Genomic DNA, 22,313 nt, shown 5'->3' with positions numbered 1-22,313 from the left:
ATATGCAGTTCACGTATCGAACAATAGATATTTAAACCTCTACAAATTGTAAAATTTTACTGATATTGTCATTAATATTGGTATTGGTATTGGTATTGGTAAAAACCATTCTAAACAATTATGGCTATTTATTTATAAAAATCCACACTATATCCATAATGTTTATCACAAAAAAAAAGAGTTGCTATGGCAAAACTATCACCATAACAACTCTTATACTAAAACTTATTTTTTATCTTTTTCCCAAACTAATTCACCTTGAATCCAAGTCTTAGCGACTTTAATCTGGTCAATAAAATCTGGGTCAACACTAAATATATCGTGAGATAAAGTAATAAAGCTAGCTTCGTAGCCCACTGCAATTTTACCCACAGTAGGCATAATTCCAACTAAATGTGCTTTTCCTGTATACATCAACAATGCTTGAGGAACAGTAATTTTTTGGTCTTGTACAATATCTTCGCCATTATATGCACGGCGTGTGACAGCTGCTTTTATAGACATAAATACATTGTCAGGGTCTGCCCAAGTCGTTGCTGGGCAATCTGAACTCATCGCACTCGCTTCAATTCCTCTATAAATCTCTTTAACCATATAGGTACGAGCATACTGCTCAGGAGATAAGTTCACAGAATACGAATCCCACTCAGCGAAGAAGAAATCAATATTAGAAACAACACCGAATTTCATTCGCTTAGAGTTCATCTTCTCAATCAAACGAGGATCAAGCAAAGTTGCATGCTCAATACGAACAGATGGATACTGCCCCATCCATGGTTCAACATCACCATAGAAATCGATAATAGTCTCAATAGCCGCATCTCCCATACCATGGAAAGCTATCTGTATTTGATTTTCACGAGCAAAATCTAGGGCTTCTTGCATAATCTTATCTGAAGCAGTACGCATACCAAAGTTATCAGTGGTATCAGGATAAGGCTCGTGCATATATGCTGTACGGTTAGACATTGAACCGTCCATAAATAACTTCAACCCACCAACAAATGTGCGCCCATTTTTACGGTCTTGGCTCAATTCTTTAATTGGATACTGTTCTAGTGAAGCAAAATCGTAGAATACTTGAGTTAGCTGCTTATATCCAAGTTTTTCAGCTTCACGGTACAAATCTAAATGCTCAAACTCTGCTGGTATACAAAACATATCAGCACAAGCGACGATACCACGTTCAGATAAATGCTCAGAAGTACGTACTAGTTTCTCAACTTCAGCTTCAAAACCAGAAGAGCCTTTAGCCTGCATAACAGTTTGATTAGCGCCATGCTCAATCAGAATACCATTAGGGCGACCATCTGGATAACGACCGTATTCTGCACCTGGAGGGTTAGGAGTATCCTTAGTAATACCAGCTATTTCTAGAGCTCTAGAATTACAAATACCTGAGTGACAGTCAGAACGCAAAACATATACTGGCTGAGTTGTCGATACTTTATCTAAGTCTTCAGTAGTTGGAGTACGACCTTCAGCTAGCTTTGACTCGTCATATCCCCAGCCTTCAATCCAAGCATTTTCGCCTTTACCGAAGTTTGGATGCTTGCGCAAAGCAGCTATCATTTCTTCAATACTATTAACTACAGGAACTGTGCAAGGAATAGCATCAACCAACATAGAAATATAAGTTGGATGTGTATGTGCATCAATAAAACCAGGTAATATCAATTCTCCATGCATATCAATTGCATCTTCGCAATCAACTTCACTAGAGTCCCCAACCCAGACGAACTTACCATTTTCTATTGCGAAAGCTGTAACAAAGTCTGTTTCGCTCTCACCAGTGAAAACTCGGGCATTTTTGTAAAAAACCCTACTCATTGTTTATTCACCCCAATTGTTTTATTCCCAATTAGCTGAAAAAATACCTTTTCCTTCAACTAATTTTGGTGGCAGATTTTCTGCCTTTCTTTTCTCGATTAAATTCTTAGTTCTTTCAACGATTTCTTCAGGTACATATTCTCCAGGAGCAAAATCACTTACCAATAAGCGTTTTTCCCAAGGAATCCACTCAGGGGCTAGCAATGCATCTTCGCCAGGCAATAAATCAATTTCGCACACAGTGGCTGTATCTTGATCTTCCACGCATGCAACACTAACAGCCCATTTCCAGCCTTTATACCCTTTTTTCAAACATTCATAATAGTGATTTACTACAAAATCGTCAGTTAATTCATTACCAATATAGTTGCCGATTTCATCATTTTTATACTCGCGTAAAACTTCAATAGCTATATCAAAAGCATCTTTCATCGTTTCTATAGAAGCATTTATGTTAGCTTTACGTGTATTAAACTCTTGTTCTATAAGTAAACGCATCTTATTAAAAGCGAAAATGCAGTCATCACATTTACAAATATTTTTATATTCTACCTCTACAGCTTCCATGGATAAGATATCCGTGAAATGCATATTTTGAATACTTGTTACAGACTGCATTTTACTCTCTATTTTAATTACTATGTTCAAATATCAGTAGTTACCTTATGCTTCAAAGTTATCAGCAACTACACGCATTACTTGAGCAAGTTTTTTACCATTTTCTGGATAACGGCCACGACGCAAACTATTAGAAGCCACATCGAGCATTTTAATTAAATCCTCAACTACAACTACCATGTTTTCAGCACTCATACGTTGGTTCAGAGCAACTGAAGGTAGATCAGATGAAAAAGTAACATTCATCGCTGAAGGACCTTTATAGCTTTCAACAATTGAATACTCACATTTTGCACCAGGTTTAGGATTAGGCACATCTTTAGGCAAAGCAGAAGCATGCAAGAAAACCTCGCCGCCTTCATCAGATGTGATAAAGCCAAAACCACGTTCACCGTCATACCATTTCACTTTACCGCTTGGCACTTTTTTCTCCTTAAATAAAACGACAAATAAATATATTCATCTATCAGATAAATATAGCAAATAAAAATATTTTTCACGATATTAACGTATATTTTTCTCTGAGAGAAAAACTAATTGTACCTAATAATTATGATTTTATATACAACCCGTAAAATATTAAACTATTCACAGATTGTGCTCATCCACCAGCGTAAACATCATATACTTTGCGTCTCATATCATCACCTAAAATTATAAGGTACATGAGCATCATCTACCTTGGTCAACTTCTTCTATCTACTATAACAAATATACAATATAAAATATTTCACCTAAATAAAAACTCATATTTTATAAAAGTAAAAATCTATAGCGGTAACTTTAGGATAAAACTTTCTCGAGGCAATTAGCGTTTTTGTGTTATTGCAACGTTTCCAAGTTTCTTAACACCAAAAGATTTCACAGCTTCCAAAACTTCATTAGCGTATATTTCACCGCCAATACCGTCAGGATGGACTAAGTCACCAGCCAAGTTCTCAGTATGCGTAGAAATAGCTTTGTCCCAATTAGCTACCCTTACTCTATCTTCATGTTTTTGAGCAAAGTCCCTAATTACTTGGTTTGAACTAGTAATATTAGTTAGATGTGCTGGTCCAAATGCTGTTACTAATACAAGCAATCTGTCAGGGCCAATGGATTCTAGTACATCATCAAGGTTCTTCTCAATCAAAGCTGTATTTGTAGCTAAAGAAATAACAACGATTTTACGTAAAGCTCCCTCTTGAGCATATTTATTTATAATCCCCGTTGCTACTAATATAGATCTGCTAACTTCACCATCTACGAGCGCATTAGGTATTACTTTTTCAAACGATAGCTTTGAAGCTAAAGTAACTGAATCCCCTATGACTATTATTTGTGACCCATCTATAGATTCAACTATTTCATTCTTAACTTCATTTTTGTGTTTCTTGTCTGAGTTAACACTATTATCAGCTTGCTTATCTTTATTTTTATCTTTATCAGACAGGGCTTTTTGTGTATCAGTCAATAACTTTTGCGCACTACTTTGAGCCGGTTCCTTATAAAAAGCATATGATGTAGAGGACACTAATATACCACTTACAATCAACGGAACTAGCTTTTTGAAGAAACTAGCTTCTGAAGCTCCTATTATCCCAGTTTTCTTATCAACATATATCCATACAGATATGGTATTAAAAATACCTTTATCACGCATAGGAGTCTCAATATACCTATATGAGAGTTCAGAAACAACAATTGTAACTATTGTAACCACTACACCTACTACGTAGATATTTGATCTAGGGAAAGCATAAATAGTTAGAACCCATAAAGGCCAATGCCACAAGTAAATTCCATAAGAACGTTCACCAAACCAAACAAGAGGTTTCCAGTCAAGTATGTCCGCTAATACACTACCCGTTTTAGAATACGAAACAACATCGTCTTGCAAAGCTTGCATGACCATAAGTGAACCAAAAGATGCTATTAACATTCCCACAGGATAAGTAAATGCACTCTTGTCATGAATAAAGACAAAACAGATAGCTATTATAACTATTCCCAGCCAACCAATTACTGCTCGAAGATCAGCAATTTTAGAACCAGTTTTAGCATAATCTAAGGCGTTAGGCATTATCAAAGCCATTGTAGCACCAAGCATGATTCCAAATGAATGTACGTCAGTACCCATGTAAACACGAGAAGGATCAACGGTCGGATCATACAAAACATACATTCCTACTGCAGACAAACATGCCAGCGTAAGAGCAGTATAAGGCTGAATTTTCCGAGGTAGTTTCCAAATTATAAGTAGTATTAAAGGCCAGATAATATAAAATTGTTGTTCAACTGCAAGAGACCAAATATTCGTGAAAATTTCTGGACTTTGTTGAGCAAAATAACTACTACCGAAAAAAATTTGTACCCAGTTATAGCTAAAAGTAACAGCTCCTATAACTTGGCGTCTTATACCTACTAATGCATCGCCTCCTAGTAAAGAAGCAATAGGCATTATAAACAGCACTGCCGCAAAAACAGCAGGCAACAAACGACGAGTACGTCTTATCCAAAACTTTTTAAAATCTATGGTGTTTTTGCGATTTAGTTCTTTTATCAGGATAGCTGTAATCAAAAACCCAGATAACACAAAAAAGACATCTACACCTAAAAATCCACCTACAAGTTTACCTGGTATAAAGTGATAAATAAGAACAGCTATACATGCTAAAGCACGTATGCCATCAAAGCCACGAACCCTGTATTTTTTAGGTTTATGTTTCATATCACTTACAGTTGAAATATTAGTTTTTGAAGTGGCAAGATTTACAAAATTTTCAGACGACAATTCACTCGACCTACTCTCTATCACACAAGAAAAAATTCTAGCATTCGCAGGCAACAAATACAATGAAAATTAACATCAAATTTAGCTTAAAAATAGCATTAAAAAATATTCTTAAAACTATTAGTATAATTAAGAATATAAGAATATAATTATCTAAAATAAAAACCTGTTTCAAATGCAACAGTTAGAAAAAATACATAGGTGAGAAATTCCATGGAAACCATTGATAATAAAGCAATTTTACAAGCTCTAGAAACAGTTATTGACCCTGAAATACGAAGGCCCATAACTGAATTAGGAATGGTTCGAGAAGTAGTATATAAAGAAAATAATACTGTAGAAATTCACATCGATTTAACAGTGGCTACCTGCCCGTTAAAAGACACCATTAAAGCTGACACTATTAAAGCTGTTTCTGCTGTCGAAAATGTCTCTAAAGTAGAAGTTGTAATGGGAGTTATGTCAGCTGAGCAAAGAAAAGCTCTGCGTGAAAAACTATCAGGAACAGTAGAAAGCGAAATTCCTTTCACTAAGGTTGGCAATACAACTAAAATATATGCTATTTCTTCTGGCAAAGGTGGAGTCGGTAAATCTTCCATAACAGCCAATCTTGCTGTTGCATTAGCTCAAAAAGGCTTGAAAGTCGGCGTAATGGACGCTGATATATATGGTTTTTCCATACCTAGAATGCTGGGCGTAGATCACGAGCCAACAACTGTAGACTCAATGATTATTCCCCCAATAGCTAAAGGTGTAAAAGTAATTTCTATAGGTATGTTTGTTTCTCCATCTCAAGCTGTTGTTTGGCGTGGACCAATGTTACATAGAGCTTTACAACAATTTTTAGGAGACGTTTTCTGGGGAGACATAGACATTCTACTGATAGATTTACCACCCGGAACTGGCGATATCGCTATTTCTATAGCACAGCTACTGCCTCACAGCGAACTAATAGTTGTAACTACGCCACAAATTGCTGCAGCTGAAGTCTCAGGCAGAACTGGAGCTATCGGTTTACAAACAAAACAGCGTGTTGTAGGTGTTATAGAAAATATGTCTTACCTAATTGACACCGCTGGAGTAAAAATTGACTTATTCGGCAAAGGTGGAGGAAAACACGTCAGTAAGCAACTAACTGAGCTACTAGGATATGAAGTTCCACTACTGGCGCAAATACCTTTGGATATAAACTTACGCATAGCTTCTGATAAAGGTGAACCTATCGTATTTGATGCTGAAAACAACTCCACATCTAATGATTTGAATACTCACCAAGTTCAAACTACCCAAGAGGAAGAATCTAAAGTTATTTCTGAGTTAAAGAAAGTTGCCAATAAGCTTGCTGAGAAAAAACGTGGATTAGCTGGTATGAGCCTAGGGGTAAGCATAAAGTAATTCTGCAACTTTCAAAAGGTATGCACATTTTTGCAAGATAACCAAGATAACATTTTCTTAAAACTTGCTTTCTTCACTTGAATATATGGCACGTATAAACTTACAAAAGTTAGCTAGAATCTCTATAAACACTAGCTAACTTTTTTATTACTAAATACCAAAGTATTCTAGTATATAAATTACTAACCAAACAGTAGGAAAAGCCAGTATCAAACAAAAACTAGGAATTAGATAAAAGTACTTTTTAATAGTTATACTAATAACAGCTCCTACAAACCCCATAATTGGAGAAATAATAATTGTAGTGAACTCCACTATCGTAAAATTATCTAGTATGCTTTCATAAGAATTGTTTCTAAAGAAGAAAGATATCAATATTAATACGCATCCTAAAAACAACCAAAATATCAAAAACTTTTCGACCTTGTTTTCCATAGCTACCACCCTTACCAATATAGCTATGTACAATATCAATTAAGCCCCATTGCTAACACTTATATAATACTGTTACATTTTGTTATATTATACATCGATTACTAACACCTTAAAACATATAGCATTTTTAGGTACACATACTTTATAAGTTACTCAAAGTAAACACTATAATAGCAATAGGGTAAGAAATACCACTTTCACATATTTTCTTTAAACCCTATAATTTCAACATAAAACTTCTAAAGATAAAATCACTTTAAATTTTATCCAGTAACCTATTTCTTCCTAAAAACCAAAGAAAAAGTGTATATCGTAACTTTACCCAACAAATTCCTCATATAGCTATTCATCTTACAAGGAAATAACTACAGTTTAATGAGCGCCTTCTTTACCAGCAAAGCATAGCTTATGCTCATACACCAAAAGATAAAAGCTTCAATCTAGTTGTAAGCACCCTAAACATTATTTCTGAATGAGAGAGCGCTATCTAGTAAGGTAAATACCCAGCACACAAAAAGAAATCGAAACTATAACATTACATTCAATGACAGTTTACTTATTACACGGATCATATTCATGAACTATATGGTTTGGTGACTCTAGCTGAATCGTTACGTGCTTAATAGGAATATTAAAATGGTTAGCCAAGCAATGCTGAACCTGATCTAAAATTTCCCTAGAATGATTGTCACTAAAACACTCTTCTTCTACTACTATATGAGCGCTTAAAACATATAATCCCGTAGCAATCATAGACACGTGCACATCATGTATACCAACAACGTGATCAATTGAACGAACATGTTCATTTATGCTCTGTAAATCTATACCATCAGGCACAGACTCCAGCAAAATTTTTATCGACTTATTTCCCATAGAAAAAGCTCTAAAAATAATAAAAATAGCTATTGTTGACGAAACAATAACATCAATAACAACTATTCCTTTAAAATAAATAAACAAAGCAGCAACAATTACGCCAACAGAGCCCAATGTATCAGCCAAAACCTCTAAAAATGCTGCACTCATATTCATATTTTCGTTGCGACTAGACATTAGAATCAGAATAGAAATAGCATTTGCAAGTAAACCTACAAGCCCCATCACTCCCATAGATTGTGCTTCAATTTGCGTAGGGTCAAAAATTCGTCCAACAGCTGAAATAAGTATATAAACACTTATAACAGACAATATAATTGCCTGACCTAAAGCCCCTAAAATTTCAGCACGAGCATAGCCCCAAGTATGCTTCTCGTTACTAGGAATAGTCATAACGTGAGCTATCCCCAAAGCAAACAGCAAACCTACGCTATCTGCAAACATATGAGCAGAATCAGCTAGCAACGCTAAAGATCCAGAGTAAAAACTGACAACTATTTGAGCAATTCCTACACCAAAAGTAAGCAGTAAAACTAAAGTCAAACGTAGCTTATTTTTGTTATGCTTTACAAATTCAATACTCTCATGTGAATGGTCATGCCCTACTAATCCATGCGAATGGTTATGAGAACTTACTCTGTGTGAGTGGGTATGAGAATTTTCTCCATGTGAGTGATTATGGCTAGAATATTCGTGAGAGTAAGAATCTTCCAAAGTATCTGAATGATCAAATCGAGCAGACAAATGGTGTTTACCGTTCACGGGAACAGCAACATCAGATTTTCTTTCCTCGCCAGTACACTCGGAATCTTTAGAAGAATAAGAAAAATCATCTCCTGTATTTTGCGCATGGGCTAACAAAGAATCAGCTTTACCACGAGAATTCTCTGTAGTATTTTCTTCCCCTCTAGCGCCGTTTAAAACCAGCTCAGCCTCATCCTTAGCCTCGATACCATTATCAGAATTACAAAAAGCTAAATTTTCTAAATTCTCATCATCTCTAACATTACTGGTCTTATGGGAATGCAAAGCACTCTTACCTTTATTCAACGTGGTATTTTCGTAAATAGCGTTAATCTCATGCTCATCAATATCGCACATTTTACTATGGCAATGCGTGTTTATAACTTTTTTATCCTTACCCATAACGACCTTCTCAATAAAATCGTATACTTTAAATATTCTACTTCTTAAGCATAAAAATGAATACATACAACACAAACTTAAAGCTTTATCATATTTTATACGATGTAATAAAAATATATTTTGTATAATAGATTAGGCTGTAAATCCAAAACTAGACTGAGACGGGAAATATATGTTTAAAAACCGTACCATTAAAAACGTGCCTAGCAAGGTGTTTATTGCAAAATTAGCAGGAACAACTGTATTTGACCCCATAGGCGACAAAGTTGGATTTGTAAGCGATATAGTTTTACACTTTTCTTATGGATCAGCCCCTATAAAAGCAATAGGTCTCGTAGTTGAAGTTCCTGGTAAAAAACGTGTATTTCTACCTTTATCCAAAGTTACAGCAATTGAACCGGGAGCTGTAATAACCACAGGAATAGTAAACATCCGTAGATTCACGCAAAGAAATGTAGAAATCTTAGGTGTAGCTGATTTACTTGATCGAGTCGTTACTTTAAAAGACGGTAGCGGACAAGCAGTAATTGTTGATGTCGCTATTGAACAGAATAAAGCTAAAGAATGGGAAGTAACACAGCTAGCCCTACTTCGCTCAAGAGTGACTGCGTTAGGGATACGCCGCACTGGAGAATCGCTCATGCTTTCACCAAAAGAAGTGGCCAATCTGCGTGAAAATACTTTGCCTAATAATGCTGCTAGTTTGCTGGCTGCTTATGAGGATATGAAACCAGCTGACATCGCTGATATGATGCATGAGCTTACACCGACAAGGCGTATTGAGGTTGCTCATCAACTAGCTGATGAACGCTTAGCTGACGTGCTTGAAGAACTGGGTGAAGATGACCGAGTAGATATTTTGTCATCTCTTGATGTAGATCGTGCTGCTGATATTCTAGACGTTATGCAACCTGATGATGCGGCAGACTTGGTTAGTGAATTACCGCAAGCTCAAGCTGAACATTTGCTCGATCTTATGCAACCTGAGGAAGCTGAAGACGTACGCCGTTTGCTTGCTTACGAAGAGTATACAGCTGGTGGTTTGATGACCACAGAACCAGTTATTCTTCCTCCAGATGCAACCGTTGCAACTCTTTTAGCCAGCGTACGCAGACAAGACATACCACCAGCACTAGCTGCGATAGTATGTGTTGTACGTCCTCCTCTAGAAACACCTACTGGCAAATTTTTAGGGGTTGTACACACCCAAAGAGCATTGCGTGAACCACCTCAAACTATGCTCGGAAATATAATTGATACAGATCTTGATGGTATTTATCCTGACGCTCAGATTGGTACTGTAACTCGTCTATTGGCAACTTATAACCTTACAGCTATCCCCGTGGTAGATGAAGATAACCACTTACTAGGTGCTGTTTCTGTTGACGACGTGTTAGACAACCTAATGCCTGATGACTGGCGTAGCGCAGAAGATGAAATTACTGATGAAGCAGTGACAAGGAGTGCAAATGGCTGATCGTTTAGACACACCAGTAACAAATCGTCGTAAATGGCTTCCACAGTTTAATTCTCATAATTCTTTTACTGAGACTTTTGGTCGTTTCTCTGAAAGATTTGCTACTTTCATGGGAACACCCGTTTTCATTCTATACATGACTGTATTCGTTGTAATTTGGATTGCCATAAATTTAATAGGTATTTACGGTTATAAGTTTGACCCATACCCGTTTATTTTGCTGAATCTTGCTTTTTCCACTCAAGCTTCTTATGCAGCTCCACTCATCTTGTTAGCTCAAAATAGGCAAGACGACCGTGACAGGGTTACAGCTGAACAAGACAGACAGCGTGCTGAACAAAACCTAGCTGACACAGAATATCTAACACGAGAAATTGCTAGCCTAAGAGCAAGCGTTTCTGAGTTAGCTACTCGAGATTTTGTTCGCAGTGAGATACGAGATTTGATTGAAGAGCTACAAGAGCTACGTATACAGCAGATTGAGCATTTGAATAATTTGAAAGAGCTAGTCGAAGAAGAATCTAACCCACAGTAATTATCACACAAAATCTAACACTTACTTATCTAAGCGTTAGGAGCTAAAACCCTAGAGTTTGTTTGGCTAACCTTTCCTCTGACTTGTATATTTTTTAGACATCTTTATAAGACACACAGCAACACTCAATATTCGATACGGCTAAGCAATGGTGTTATTCAAAATACTCCAAAGTACATAAATCAATATCAGCTTAAGTTGGACTAAATACTCCACAGCCCAACTTAAATTTTTCTACAACAGCTTCTTAGTCTCTACCAAAAATATCTCGAGTATAAACTTTGGATTCAGCATCTTTAATATTAGAATCTAAGCGGTTAGCCACTACAATATCTGATATTTCTTTAAAATGTTCTAAGTTTTTTATCACTTTAAAACCACAGAAACTTTCCTCAGCTAGAGTAGGTTCATACACAACTATATCGACATCTTCTTTAGCTATTCTCTTCATTACACCTTGAATTGAGCTTTGCCTAAAGTTATCTGAAGATGCTTTCATAACTAGCCTGTATACTCCAACTACTGGTCTAGAGCCCTTAGAATTATCGCTCCTATTAGCATAATTAATTTTAACTTTATCTATTATTCTTTCAGATACGAAATCTTTCCTCGTAGCATTAGCTAAAACAATAGCTCTCATTATTTCGTTAGGAACATTATCATAGTTTGCTAGTAATTGCTTAGTGTCTTTAGGTAAGCAGTATCCTCCATATCCAAAAGAAGGATTATTATAATGTGACCCAATACGCGGGTCTAGCCCTACACCATCAATAATGTTTTTCGTATCTAAGTTTCTAAGTTCTGCGTACGTATCTAGTTCATTGAAAAAGGCAACCCTCATCGCAAGGTAGGTATTAGAGAAAAGTTTCACAGCTTCAGCCTCAGTTGAATCCATATATAAAACAGGAATATTTTTGCTTGCAGCTCCTTCAACAGCCAATTCAACAAATTTTTCAGCCCATGGACGCAAATTATCTTTCCCTTTAGGTATGCCAACTATTATTCTTGAAGGATATAGGTTGTCGTATAAAGCCTTACCCTCACGTAAGAATTCTGGAACAAATAGAATATTATCCAAACCGTACTTTTGAGCAATTGATTCGGTATATCCCACTGGAATAGTAGATTTGATTACAATAGTAGCCTTGGACTTTAATTCGATAAGTTTTTCTATTACAGCATCTACAGAAGACGTGTCAAAATAATTTTTATCTGTGTCGTAATTAGTAGGTGTTGAAATTATAACCAAATCTGAATTTTTATATGCATCTTCATATTCAGTAGTAGCGACAAGATTCAATTCACGATTAGATAGAAAATCTTGTATTTCGTTATCTACAATAGGAGAAATTTTTTCATTTATTTTCAACACTTTATTTTTGTCAATATCGATTGCAACAACTTCATTATTTTGAGCTAATAAAACAGCGTTTGACAGCCCCACATAACCTGTACCAACAACTGTAATTTTCATCTTTCCTCCATTATTAAACTTTTATACACAAGTTTTAACAGCAAAACTACCTTTTGAACTTGTATACTATAACTTGCACAATCCCACTTATTCCACGAGTTTTTAGAACCTTGACTGTAGTTCTGAGCTTACGCATAGGAAAAGTTATTACTCTACCAATCCTAAAGAATATATTGTCATCTATCTCTTTTAGTTCAGCGCGTAAAATAGCATTCTCCCTGGAAAATTTTTCCCTTATTTCAAGCTCAAATAATACATTTGCTTCAAAGAATGTTGTAAAGAAATATTTTTCTTTTTTAGTTAACTTATCTAAGAATTTTTCCCTTTCACTTACGTCAAGAAGTTTATATATTCGACTGATGTGAAAACATAATACGCTCAATATTTCCTGCACAGCTTCTTGCTGTTGTAACCTTAACTTCTTGTCATAAGCTATATCGTACTGGTTAATAAAACACTTATAATATCCAAGCAAGTTAATATGAGTTTCATCATTTGTCATGATTGACCCAGATCTTATCCGCCTAAAATAGAAAATATCGTTTACACAATAAGCTTTTTCAGCCTTCATTAAACAAGCAAAGCAAAATAAATTATCTTCATGGTAAACTCCGCTCATAAATCGTATATTATGAGTGTTTAACAAGTCTGCACGAACAAACATTAAACAAGCTGAAACTATGTAGTCACTACTAGCACCATCAGCTTTTTTATTTGATATTAACTCAACTAGTAGATCAACACCACTTTTAACTTCTTGATATTTTCCCTGTCGTAGATATCTACCTTTAAAATCAATATGAGTTTTTTTCAATTTATTTTGTTCAAAGAAAGTATCTGCTGAGAAAAACAATATGTCTAATTCCTTTTGTTCACATATTTCATATAGTTTTTCAAGAGCATTCACCGTAATAATATCATCACTATCAAGGAAATATATGTACTTTCCCTCAGCCTTATCTATAGCTTTGTTTCTTGAAGATGGACCTTCATTTTCTTGAGTAATTACGCTTACATTTGGGTAGTTACGCGTATAGTTGTCTAAAATATCAGCCGATTTATCTGTTGATCCATCATTTATACATATAATTTGTATGTCAGATAAACTCTGGGTAACTACACTGTCTAGGCATTGCGCTAAGAACTTTTCACTATTGTAAACAGGAATAATAACTGAAACTTTGTACATTTTGTATAACTCACTTATCAATAGTGTTTCTCGAACCAGATAGTGTAACTTTTTTATTAAAAATTTTAGCTATTTTTTCACCTATCTTATATGATTTCGATTCTTTTTTGCTCTTTATTGCATTTTTCAAATAATCTTGTTCTTCTTGTAAATAAAGATAGCTAGTATTTACACCATGAATATGTGAGTTCAGTAACATCGTAAACAAATATTTATCTCGATATTGTAATTTACTAAAAAATAAACTGCGTTCTTTTTCATTCAATAATGTATATGTTTTGTATATATCTCGGAGTAAAACTAAAGTAATTTCGTTTACAACTTGGTATTGTTCATCGCTTAACTCTTCTTTAAGTAAGACATCATATACAGTTATAAAGCATCTGTAGTGTCCTAGTAAATCTATATAAGTTTGGTCATTGTCTTTAACAAAATGTTCATATATATGGCTGTAATATAAAACATCTTTTATACGATAAGTTCTTTGAGCTTTCATTAGACAAGTAAAATTAAAGGAGGTATCCTCTTTGTAAACATCAGGTAGAAAAGCAATGTTATTTTCTTTCATAAAAGATGTTCTAAAAAAGGCTAAGTGAGTGGCAAATAAAAAATCTCTTTGAGAGCACAAATCAACTAGCATTTCTTTACCAGTCTTTACCTCTTCACGTTCGCCTTTGCAAACGTGGTTTCTGTAAGAGAAAGTGAGCGTATCGTTTAACTGGTATTGACCTGGTAGAATACCTGCTGAAAAAAATAATATATCCAAAGTTTTTTCTTCAGAAAATGTATACAGCCTCTCCAAAGCACTAGTGTCAATAAAGTCATACCCGTTAAGAAAAATAGTATATTTACCATTAGCTCTTTTAAAGCCGTTATTTCTAGCGATTGACAGGTTACAGCTTGTTTGGTTGAATACCTTTATGCGACTATCTTTTTCTACGTATTCTTCTAGAATATTCAGCGAGTTATCAGTTGAACCATCATTTACACATATAATTTCTATATCAGACAAAGTTTGATTAATAATGCTTTCCAAACATTGTCTTAAATAATGTTCAACATCGCATACTGGTATAACTACTGAAACTTTAGCCATATCTTTACTTTTTCTTTTTACATCCTATAAGTTTAGCTAATAGCTTAGGTACATATAAAACTGTTAAACCAGCTTTGAAAGTTTTAGACTCATAAATGCTATTTATTTTATTAGTTAAACGTTGTACCGTATTATCTCTTTCTTGAATAACACTTTCTTTTTCTCTTTCAAGTACAGCAACACGATTTTTTAGAGCAAAGATTTTTTCCAATAAATAATCTTCATCACTAATATTAATCAATTTTTGTAAATCGTTGTATTCATTCTCGTCATAATAATAGTCTTTGTTATGACCTAACACTCCTAGTTCATAACAAACTCCTGTTTTAAATAAATGTAAAACATTTAAACAACGAGTTTCCCCAATCGTAGCTAAATGCCAAAGAGATAAATTTAAAGCCCAGTTTGTATAAGCTTGTTTATAAGTTTCAAATTCTGAGGATTCCTCTAGCCGTTGTTTTAAAAGCAACAAAGCTTTATAGAAACAATCCCATGATTTCTCACGAGTATTTGACAAAGATTGTGAATTATTTATTCTTTGATGCACTAAAACTTCTGGTAATTTTGCAATTCTTTCAGCCCTAGATAAAGCATAGTGCACAAAAAACATATCGTTTGTTGTGCGTAGTTCTTGGAAAGTAATATTTTCTCTTACAATAAATTCCTTCAAAAATAATTTATCCCAAGCCCACCCTACGAACATATGGAATATATTGTCTTTAGCATCTGGATGTTTTGAAGAAAAGCAAGGACCCTCTGGCATTAAATCTTCTCTAAATGATAAATCAAAATTAAATTTTTTACGTGTATTAGAATCAAATATATCACATTTAAATACTGTTATTTCAGCATCATATTCTTCAGCTGTAGCGTAGGCTTTTTCAAGCATTGTTTCATCAAATATGTCATCTGCGTCTAAGAAAGATAAATACTTACCTTTAGCAATTTTTAGACCTACATTACGTGAATATCCGGCACCTTTGTTATCTTGATTAATAACAATCAATCTATCATCTTTACGAGCATATTCTTGCAATATTTGTAACGAGTTATCAGTTGACCCATCATTTACACAAATAATCTCAATATCTTTTAATGTTTGGTTTACAATACTATTTAAACTATCACTTAAAAAATCTTCAGCATTATATACGGGTACTACCACAGACACCTTTGTCATTTACTTTCCCTCTTATACATACAAAATAGATAAAATTCTTTACGTATACATATACCTACCCATACACCATATCATTAAAGATTGAATCTTAGCTAGATTATATTTTTTGAAAATTTCTATAATATTTATAAGCATGATTATATTCGAATATAACAATTCAATATAAATATCTTTTAGTTTTATAAATATTATTAAGCAGTCAACAATGACTATTTACTAATATCAGAACATCAACAACAGGAATACAACACATTTACTACGAAAAAACTCTTATAGAAAATTTTTATTTACAAAATCAAATTTTTTTTCAAAAAAATATTTTAGATATGAAAATCTATAGTATAAAATGTTAGGTGGAAACTAAAGTTTCCACCTGTACAGTCAGAAGATGGGAGCAACTTGCTCCCGTCTTTTTTAGTTAAGACTTTTGGCAAATATTTATTTCCCCAAAATACTAAACTGCTCTTTTTTTATAGTAAAAAATCAACTTATAAGAGTACTCGAATATAAAATCGTAAAAATATTCATATAAATAATTTTGTAAATGCATCACTGTATATAACATTACTAATATAAATAGTTCCAATACAAAATGTATTTAACACGTAAACGACAATAATATTGCTAAACTAAACTTTAATTACAGTAAAATCAATCATTTTAAACCAGTATAATCCATAACCTAACTATAGAAAAAATGAATAAAAACGTAATTAAATAACGTATTACTATCCCCAAAAATACTTATTTCTATTAGAATAGATATACTCGTCTAAAAATGAAAGGTTAGCAGTGAGTCAAGAAACTAGTGCAGAAAATATTCTTATTGACGACACACCCGAACAAGTACGCATTCGTGCAAATAAACGTCAAACAATGCTAGATAATGGGATAGACCCATATCCAGTAGTTTTACCTATAACTTCAACAATTAAAGAAGTTAGACGAAAGCATGAAGGACTAGCTGCTGGCGAAGAAACTAATGATATTGTAGGTTTAGCTGGACGCGTAGTATTCCTACGAAATACAGGCAAACTTTGTTTCGTTACTTTGCAAGATGGTGAAGGAAATAAACTACAAGCTATGTTATCAGCTGGAGAAGTTGGTGCTGACTCACTTAGCGATTTTAAAACTTTTGTTGATCTAGGTGATCATTTATTCGTACATGGCAAAGTTATTGCTTCAAAACGTGGAGAACTGTCAGTATTTACTTCACAGTGGCAAATTGCAGCTAAATCTCTATTACCTTTACCTAAGACATACGTCAATGAAAAAGGCGAAAGCGTATCTTTATCAGAGGAAAGCCGTATACGTCGCCGTCACCTAGACTTAATTATGCGTGAGCAGGCACGTAAAACTGTACGTATTCGTTCAGCAGTAGTGCGTTCTCTACGTGATTTCTTCCACAGCAAAGATTTCATTGAAATCGAAACACCTATGTTACAAAACTTGCATGGTGGTGCTGCTGCTAGACCATTCGTAACTCACATAAACGCTTACGACACTGAACTATACTTACGTATTGCTCCAGAACTATATCTAAAGCGAGCAGTAGTTGGTGGTATTGATAAGGTCTTTGAAATTAACCGTAACTTCCGCAACGAAGGTGCAGACTCATCTCATTCACCAGAATTTACAATGCTAGAAGCCTATGAAGCATACGGTGATTACAACACCATGGCTGATTTGACACGCAATTTCATACAAAAAGTTGCTCGTGACGTCTTTGGGTCTGAAATAGTGACTCTAAATGATGGTTCTGAATATGATTTAAGCGGTGAATGGGATAATTTGAGTTTGTATGAGTCTCTGTCAGAAGCGGTTGGAGAGACAATTACTCCTGAAACCTCTGAAGAACATCTACGTGCTTTAGCATCTCGCTTAGAAATTGAAATAGCAGATCACGCCCTACCAGGTAAAATTGTTGAAGAAATTTGGGAAGAACTAGTTGGACATAAATTGTATAAGCCAACATTCGTTCGTGATTTCCCTGTCGATACTTCACCACTAACTCGAGCACATCGCTCAAAACCAGGTATCGTTGAAAAATGGGATTTATACGTACGTGGTTTCGAACTAGCAACAGCTTACTCAGAACTAGTTGACCCTGTTGTACAGCGTGAACGCTTTGAATCTCAAGCCTTAGCAGCCGCTAAGGGCGATCCTGAAGCCATGGTATTAGATGAAGATTTCTTAGAAGCTATGGAACAAGGAATGCCTCCAGCTGGTGGTATGGGAATGGGACTTGACCGCTTACTAATGGCTCTAACAGGCTATGGTATACGTGAAACTATTACCTTCCCTCTAGTAAAACGTGAAGTGAAACAATCTCACAAATCCGAAGATAACATTGAAGAATAAAGTGATGTTATCTTTGTGATATACACCTTGTATGGTGTTTCATATAAAACAGGTATCCGTATTAAACATTAGGATGCCTGTTTTGTTTTTAAGCGTAGTCTGACTAAGGCTTTGAAATAGATTTTGCTTATATAATAAAACTTTATGCTAAGGAATTATTTTATATTCTGATAAAAACTTTATGTTTCGCCAATTCAAAAGACTGCAAATATAAGTAAGCATACTTATTGGCTTTAAAAGAAAATAATATTTTGAGAGCAAGAAGTTAAACAACAAAGCCACTAGACAGATGTACGAATAACCCACAACGTAACAAAGCTAGTACATTCACATATAACACTTATACAAGCACTATATAATATTTTGAGCTACTTTATCTCTTATCCTACTACCCTATCAGCAAATTATCCAAAAGACGCACACCTTCTACTTTTACAGCACAAATAATTAACATTTGCTTTGACGGATTAGGAACTGAAAATGTGTAAGGATCAACTATCTCAAAGTAATCTACTTCTATCCCCTCAATGCTGTTCAACTTGTTATAGTAAAACTCTGAAGCTTCTTCTGGGGGCATTCCGCATATCACATTATTTCTAGCAAAGTTCAAAACCTTGTAAATTTGGCTAGCAGTTCTTTTCCCATCATTGCTCAAAAAAGTATTTCTACTGGACATAGCTAGCCCTGATGGTTCACGTACGATAGGCACAGCACAAATTTGTATTCCCATATCTAAATCTTGCACCATGTTTTTAATCACAGCTAACTGCTGAGCATCTTTTTGACCGAAGAAAGCGTAATCAGGTCTTACAAGATTGAACACTTTACAAACTATCTGACAGACACCGTCAAAATGCCCAGGCCTAGTTTTTCCTTCAAATATTTCAGCTAATACTCCTACTTTTAAACTTATCTGCCTAGTATCACCATACATTTGTTCATCACTAGGAGCAAAAACCACATCTACACCGTGTTCTTCACATTTTTGAATATCTTTATCTAAGGTGCGTGGATATTTACTATAATCCTCATTTTTACCGAACTGTAATGGGTTAACATAGATTGAAACTATTACTTGCTCTGCTTTTTCTTTGGCTGCTTTAACTAAATGCATATGTCCATCATGCAATGCACCCATCGTCATTACTAGTGCTATTGTCTTTGATCTATCAATATTTGACTTTAGCTCTTCTTTAGTTTTTACTATTTTCATTTCAACCTATCTCTACCATCACTTACATGTTGTGAAAATATTTCTGACCTTTTGTCCTTATATAAAGAGTCTGGAAATTTAGGGTTCGAATGCCCTATTTAGCTATATTTTAGAAAGTACACTCTTTCCAATAGTATTTAACAAAAGAAATAATTCTAGAAGAGTAATACACTTTATAATTTTTATTACAAATATGATTCCACTACTTTCAAAATTTTATTAGCAGTATTTTCGTTTATTATTTTTTCTTCCAAACATGCTTGAACTGTAGATTTGTTCAAAAGAGCGTATATCTGTATCATCTCATACATTTGTGCTTCTTTTAAGGCTTGGAAGTGTTTTTGAATTGTTTGTACATCACCTCTTGGTACCGGACCACTTATACCTTTATTTCTTTGCATAAAAGTTCTTTCAAGGGCTGCTTCAAATAGTGGTTTTGCGATATCTTGAGGATTTTGTATTCCAGATTTATCAAGCATTTTCAAGCTTTGATTAACTATCAGACTCAAGTGGTTTGCTCCATGTGATAAAGCAAGATGGTAAAGATCTCTGTTATCATCATCAACTATTATCGGGTTTGCTTCCAACTCCATAACTAAAGCTTGAGCAATAGGGAGCATAAGCTTTGGAGCATTTATAGCAAAAGCAGCATTTTTTAGTTTAGGTAAATCCAAACTTGTTCCAGTAAATGTCATTACTGGGTGTATGCTCATCCCTATTGTATCGACTGCTGGTTCAAATACATCTAGTTTACATCGACCACTTGTATGTACTAGAATTTGTCCTTTTTTAAACACATTGAGCTTAGCTAGACCTGCTATGGTGGGAGCTAATTCATCATCTGGAATTGTAAAGAAAACTATTTCACTTTTCGCTATCACTTCTTCAATAGAACATACCGGCACACCTGGTAATAGTATTTCATTACGCTCAATATTTTCTTTATCAGCCGTATATATGGATGTTATATTATGCCCACAATTCCTATAAGCATTGCCAAGAATTGACCCTACTTTTCCAGCACCAACTATACCTATATTGAATTTACTACTCACTCTTATATACTCGCTTCATCCATTCTTCATTTGGCTCAGCTAGACGTTTTACTCCTGACATATCAGATAATTCTTGCAAAGTAGTTTTCGCTACACTAATTGGCAAACATGCCAAATTCATCATGTGATTTATCTTAACTAGATGTAGCGATAATGTAGCTACTTTTAACTTATATCCGATGAAAGACTGTTTTATTCCTAATGACTGTGCTCTTTCGTGAGGAATAATTGCTAGTTTTCTAGATAAAAATCCTCGTCTTACAAGAACTACATTTTCTGTTACGCAGTATGCCATTCTTGAATATTGGAAAGGATGTAAGAATTTTGCTACCGGTGATACTCGTTTAAAGTATTTTCCTTCTTTAGTGCCAGTCAAACCTTCAATAATTATTTCTCTATCTATTTCTTGAGATGTAACGTCTGATAGTTTCTTGTACACTAAATGCACTAAGCTATCTATTTCATCTATTTCAACTAAAGGAGCAAAAGATTCACTCTTTGAACTATCTGCGTCAGCTTGTGAAACTGCAGCTTTTACAGTTTCTATTTCCCAAATCTTTAGCAATCTCCACATTAGTGATTGTTTTATTACTAGTGCGTGTATTCTATTTGGAGGAATAGTTTCATGTACTAAAGATGTAAGTCCACTTCTAGTTCTAAATCCATCTGGGCTTATTTTCAGAGTATAACCAAATTTATCTAATGCATCTCGTCCAGCTTTTGTAATTATTCCACCGATAGCTAAGATAGGCAGAGCTAACATTTGTAGTTTAGTTACAAGTGATTCTTCCATGAATGGTGCCGTTACTTCACTTAAAGTTTTTGGAGCACCATGAAAATATACTACAATACAGAAGACAGCCGTCAAGAATAGTAGAGCAAAAAATAGAAATAGAAAAACTGAATATAGTGCATGAATTACTATTGCTACTATAAATTTTTTATAGTCAATTTCATAAACTACTTTTTCAGGAGCTCTACTAGCTTGAAATTCTAAATCGTGTATACCTAGTTTTTCTTTAGCGCTCGAATCATCAGTTTCGTTTTCGCTAAATACATTCTCTTCATTAGAGTCAGCTTTTTGTACGCTCACACCAGCCATTAAAGCTAAAATAGTGTTTCGCAAATCATCTAGTTGTTTTTCTTTCATAAAAGCAATAGTTATGTGCGATTCACTAGAACCAGCGGACTCAATTTTTATTTGCCCTAAGCCAAAGATTCTTCCCACTAGCGGATAAACTATATCAACAGTTTGGATTCTAGATAAACGTATGTATCTTTGATTTTTGAAAAATATTCCCTGCTTGTAATAAACATTTAAGTCATCCAGACTATAACCAATACGAGTCCAAGCAAAGTAACAATATAAAATTGCAAGTAAAAGTATTCCCAACAGCCCTAAAGCAAATATGAGTAAGTAGGCTTTGAAGAAACTTAACCCACTTTCGTATTGGTTGTAATTAGCCCAAAAGTTAGGGTCTTGTATAGTGCTATAACTTACAATGGCAAGTATAGCTAAGATTGCTTTCCAAAGCATAATTAGAGGGGTCAGAAAATGGACTCTATTCCATCTAATGTCTTTAGCATCTCGTTGTGAAATATCGTTATCTTGATTTTCCATTCCTAATCCTTATGCTGTAAAGAAATATTTTTGTTA

16 protein-coding genes are annotated in these 22,313 nt (G+C 34.5%); 4 read left to right on the top strand and 12 right to left on the bottom strand.

From position 1 onward, the window contains the following. Positions 1 to 225: 225 nt before the first annotated feature. From HCQ94_RS01105 to HCQ94_RS01090, 4 genes are all read right to left on the bottom strand, one after another. Positions 226 to 1,830, bottom strand: coding sequence for an amidohydrolase (locus tag HCQ94_RS01105; RefSeq protein WP_166982817.1), 1,605 nt, complete (start codon positions 1,828 to 1,830; stop codon positions 226 to 228). Between the two features lie 21 nt (positions 1,831 to 1,851). Continuing rightward, complete coding sequence (locus HCQ94_RS01100) at positions 1,852 to 2,448, bottom strand: DUF3027 domain-containing protein (protein ID WP_166979023.1); 597 nt, start codon at positions 2,446 to 2,448, stop codon at positions 1,852 to 1,854. Between the two features lie 45 nt (positions 2,449 to 2,493). Further along, positions 2,494 to 2,871 carry a cold-shock protein gene (locus tag HCQ94_RS01095; RefSeq protein ID WP_166979020.1) on the bottom strand — a complete coding sequence of 126 codons (378 nt, stop codon included), beginning with the start codon at positions 2,869 to 2,871 and terminating at the stop codon, positions 2,494 to 2,496. Positions 2,872 to 3,256: 385 nt separating this feature from the next. Next, positions 3,257 to 5,221 carry an acyltransferase family protein gene (locus HCQ94_RS01090; protein WP_166982819.1) on the bottom strand — a complete coding sequence of 655 codons (1,965 nt, stop codon included), beginning with the start codon at positions 5,219 to 5,221 and terminating at the stop codon, positions 3,257 to 3,259. A 213-nt stretch (positions 5,222 to 5,434) separates the two neighbouring features. Here HCQ94_RS01090 and HCQ94_RS01085 point away from each other — a divergent pair, with 213 nt between their 5' ends. Beyond that, the gene (locus tag HCQ94_RS01085; RefSeq protein WP_166982821.1) at positions 5,435 to 6,616 is read left to right on the top strand and encodes an Mrp/NBP35 family ATP-binding protein; all 1,182 of its coding nucleotides are present in this window, start codon (positions 5,435 to 5,437) and stop codon (positions 6,614 to 6,616) included. Between the two features lie 987 nt (positions 6,617 to 7,603). On the opposite strand, the gene HCQ94_RS01080 is transcribed toward HCQ94_RS01085, so the two are convergent. Then, a complete protein-coding gene (locus tag HCQ94_RS01080) occupies positions 7,604 to 9,076 on the bottom strand; it encodes a cation diffusion facilitator family transporter (RefSeq protein ID WP_166982823.1) in 1,473 nt (490 codons plus the stop codon). Positions 9,077 to 9,248: 172 nt separating this feature from the next. Between HCQ94_RS01080 and HCQ94_RS01075 the strand changes: the two genes are divergently transcribed. Continuing rightward, positions 9,249 to 10,553 carry a magnesium transporter MgtE N-terminal domain-containing protein gene (locus HCQ94_RS01075; RefSeq protein ID WP_166979008.1) on the top strand — a complete coding sequence of 435 codons (1,305 nt, stop codon included), beginning with the start codon at positions 9,249 to 9,251 and terminating at the stop codon, positions 10,551 to 10,553. Next, positions 10,546 to 11,088, top strand: coding sequence for a DUF1003 domain-containing protein (locus HCQ94_RS01070; protein WP_166979005.1), 543 nt, complete (start codon positions 10,546 to 10,548; stop codon positions 11,086 to 11,088). Before HCQ94_RS01075 ends, HCQ94_RS01070 begins: the two co-directional genes overlap by 8 nt. A gap of 247 nt (positions 11,089 to 11,335) precedes the next feature. Here HCQ94_RS01070 and HCQ94_RS01065 read toward each other — a convergent pair whose 3' ends face one another. Genes HCQ94_RS01065 through HCQ94_RS01050 form a run of 4 tightly spaced genes read right to left on the bottom strand, consistent with a single transcriptional unit; the run spans position 11,336 to position 16,027 of the window. Continuing rightward, positions 11,336 to 12,562: a nucleotide sugar dehydrogenase gene (locus tag HCQ94_RS01065; protein WP_166982825.1), complete on the bottom strand. Its 1,227-nt coding sequence runs from the start codon at positions 12,560 to 12,562 to the stop codon at positions 11,336 to 11,338. Between the two features lie 46 nt (positions 12,563 to 12,608). Further along, positions 12,609 to 13,751 (bottom strand): glycosyltransferase, encoded by a 1,143-nt coding sequence (locus tag HCQ94_RS01060; protein ID WP_166982827.1) that lies wholly within the window; start codon positions 13,749 to 13,751, stop codon positions 12,609 to 12,611. A 10-nt stretch (positions 13,752 to 13,761) separates the two neighbouring features. Further along, a complete protein-coding gene (locus HCQ94_RS01055) occupies positions 13,762 to 14,847 on the bottom strand; it encodes a glycosyltransferase (protein WP_166982829.1) in 1,086 nt (361 codons plus the stop codon). A 4-nt stretch (positions 14,848 to 14,851) separates the two neighbouring features. Further along, positions 14,852 to 16,027: a glycosyltransferase family 2 protein gene (locus tag HCQ94_RS01050; protein WP_166982831.1), complete on the bottom strand. Its 1,176-nt coding sequence runs from the start codon at positions 16,025 to 16,027 to the stop codon at positions 14,852 to 14,854. Positions 16,028 to 16,819: 792 nt separating this feature from the next. On the opposite strand from HCQ94_RS01050, the gene lysS reads away from it, so the two are divergent. Beyond that, a complete protein-coding gene (gene lysS / locus HCQ94_RS01045) occupies positions 16,820 to 18,388 on the top strand; it encodes a lysine--tRNA ligase (protein WP_232525734.1) in 1,569 nt (522 codons plus the stop codon). 388 nt (positions 18,389 to 18,776) lie between these two features. Here lysS and panC read toward each other — a convergent pair whose 3' ends face one another. The 3 genes from panC to HCQ94_RS01030 all read right to left on the bottom strand — a co-directional run bounded on the left by panC (position 18,777) and on the right by HCQ94_RS01030 (position 22,277). Next, positions 18,777 to 19,601 (bottom strand): pantoate--beta-alanine ligase, encoded by an 825-nt coding sequence (panC, locus tag HCQ94_RS01040; protein WP_166982833.1) that lies wholly within the window; start codon positions 19,599 to 19,601, stop codon positions 18,777 to 18,779. A 185-nt stretch (positions 19,602 to 19,786) separates the two neighbouring features. Further along, positions 19,787 to 20,656 (bottom strand): Rossmann-like and DUF2520 domain-containing protein, encoded by an 870-nt coding sequence (locus HCQ94_RS01035; protein WP_166982835.1) that lies wholly within the window; start codon positions 20,654 to 20,656, stop codon positions 19,787 to 19,789. After that, positions 20,649 to 22,277, bottom strand: a complete 1,629-nt coding sequence (locus HCQ94_RS01030; protein WP_166982837.1) for a PH domain-containing protein — start codon at positions 22,275 to 22,277, stop codon at positions 20,649 to 20,651. Before HCQ94_RS01030 ends, HCQ94_RS01035 begins: the two co-directional genes overlap by 8 nt. Positions 22,278 to 22,313: the final 36 nt, after the last annotated feature.

Source organism: Actinomyces sp. zg-332 (assembly GCF_011751945.2).
In the GTDB taxonomy this organism is placed as follows: Bacteria; Actinomycetota; Actinomycetes; order Actinomycetales; family Actinomycetaceae; genus ZJ293.
The sequence above is the reverse complement of the archived record's forward strand: the minus strand, read 5'-3'. Positions and strand labels throughout refer to the sequence as shown.